Genomic DNA, 1,401 nt, shown 5'->3' with positions numbered 1-1,401 from the left:
TTAGAGGTCCCTGAAGAGCCGTTAAAGACTATGACGTTGATAGGTTGGGTGTGTAAGTGCTGTGAGGCATTGAGCTAACCAATACTAATGACTCGTGCGGCTTGACCATATAACGCCAAAGCGATTTAGAAATCAGTTGACAGAGGTCAGAGACCGGTTGTCAGTTGAAGCCATACGCAAGAGTGTGAAGCAAGAAAACAGCTTATACTAAAAACGTTCCAGACGTTTTTGAGTACTTCCTCCATCCGTGGAGGTCGAAACCGGATTCCAGACGAGAGAAATAGGTTTCTCTTGTTAAAGTTTCGCCTGGCGACCATAGAGCGTTAGAACCGCCTGATCCCATCCCGAACTCAGTAGTGAAATGACGGATCGCCGATGGTAGTGTGGGGTTTCCCCATGTGAGAGTAGGTCATCGCCAGGCACTTATTAGAAAACCCCAGTCGAGCAATCGATTGGGGTTTTTGTTATGCAGGAAATTTATAGCTCAGTTTTGCGTTTGGCATTGTCATCTAGGCTTACTTGTAAAAGCCATGCGCTTCCTAGTATAGGAACAGGATTAGCTGGATTATCCTGTTCCTGATTCATCAATGCATGGATTCCATCAATCAGTCCATCTCTTGATTGTTGATCAAGCGGAAGTGGAATACTGACTGTAGTTACAGGAAAAGAGCCTCCAGATACTTCAAAGGCAAAGCTGATATTTAGCCAGTTATCCCACTCTCCTATGGTGAAAAACTGGAATTTTATGTTTCCATTGAATACCAGAAGATAAACCGACCCTTCAAGCTCATGGGCTTTTTTTATGTAGTTTTCTATATGTTTTTTACTATGGTCTTCTTTTTCAGTCATTACTTTTTCCAGATGGACACCTTTTTCCTTCGCTATAGCTTTTAACCTTCCGGTAAATTTTTGGTAACCTTCACCTTCCTCATCTTTGGGGGGATACACTGCATCACGAAGCCTGCTATCCATTTTACAGCCTTTTAGAAGCTGGACTTGTGAGAGCGTTCCAGCATTGGTTGTATGAGATGAAATCGAGGAAAAGGGGAAAGGTATGTCGAAAGGTATATATTCAGACTTGCACCTCTCCGTAGCGGTTAAAAAAGAATTAACATGTTTTTTCCTTGAAAAAAGCTGTATGTTTTTTACTAATGAATGTATTTCATCAGAAGTGCTTGTTTCGCCCTTTTCGTGATTTATATTTTTTGTGCGGATTTGAGCAATGTCTTCATGTACTGGGACCCCATAATCGATGGATCTAAAAGCTGTCATTAGGCGCTGTTCAAATTAAGTGTTGCTCTACCCAATGTATAGAAACTTGATCTAAAAAAGCCTCCTCTGAGAAGAGTTGAGTTTTAAGAAACCTTTTCCACCCGAGGTAACGAGACAGGTATTTTGTTG

The 1,401-nt window shown here is 41.7% G+C and carries 1 protein-coding gene and 2 rRNA genes; 2 read left to right on the top strand and 1 reads right to left on the bottom strand.

All coding sequences use genetic code 11. The features are described from left to right. Positions 1-109, top strand: a 23S ribosomal RNA gene (locus tag ACNRUY_RS26475); the annotation flags it as partial. A gap of 196 nt (positions 110-305) precedes the next feature. Further along, positions 306-421 (top strand): 5S ribosomal RNA (gene rrf / locus ACNRUY_RS26470). Positions 422-477: 56 nt separating this feature from the next. Here rrf and ACNRUY_RS26465 read toward each other — a convergent pair. Beyond that, positions 478-1,272 carry a hypothetical protein gene (locus ACNRUY_RS26465; protein ID WP_488114659.1) on the bottom strand — a complete coding sequence of 265 codons (795 nt, stop codon included), beginning with the start codon at positions 1,270-1,272 and terminating at the stop codon, positions 478-480. Between the last annotated feature and the right edge of the window lie 129 nt (positions 1,273-1,401).

Source organism: Endozoicomonas sp. Z74, assembly GCF_057680865.1.
The sequence above is the reverse complement of the archived record's forward strand: the minus strand, read 5'-3'. Positions and strand labels throughout refer to the sequence as shown.

What these genes read in the sequence shown, in the direction of transcription:
- ACNRUY_RS26465 (WP_488114659.1), bottom strand. Translation starts at nt 1,272, where the DNA reads ATGACAGCTTTTAGATCCATCGATTATGGGGTCCCAGTACATGAAGAC.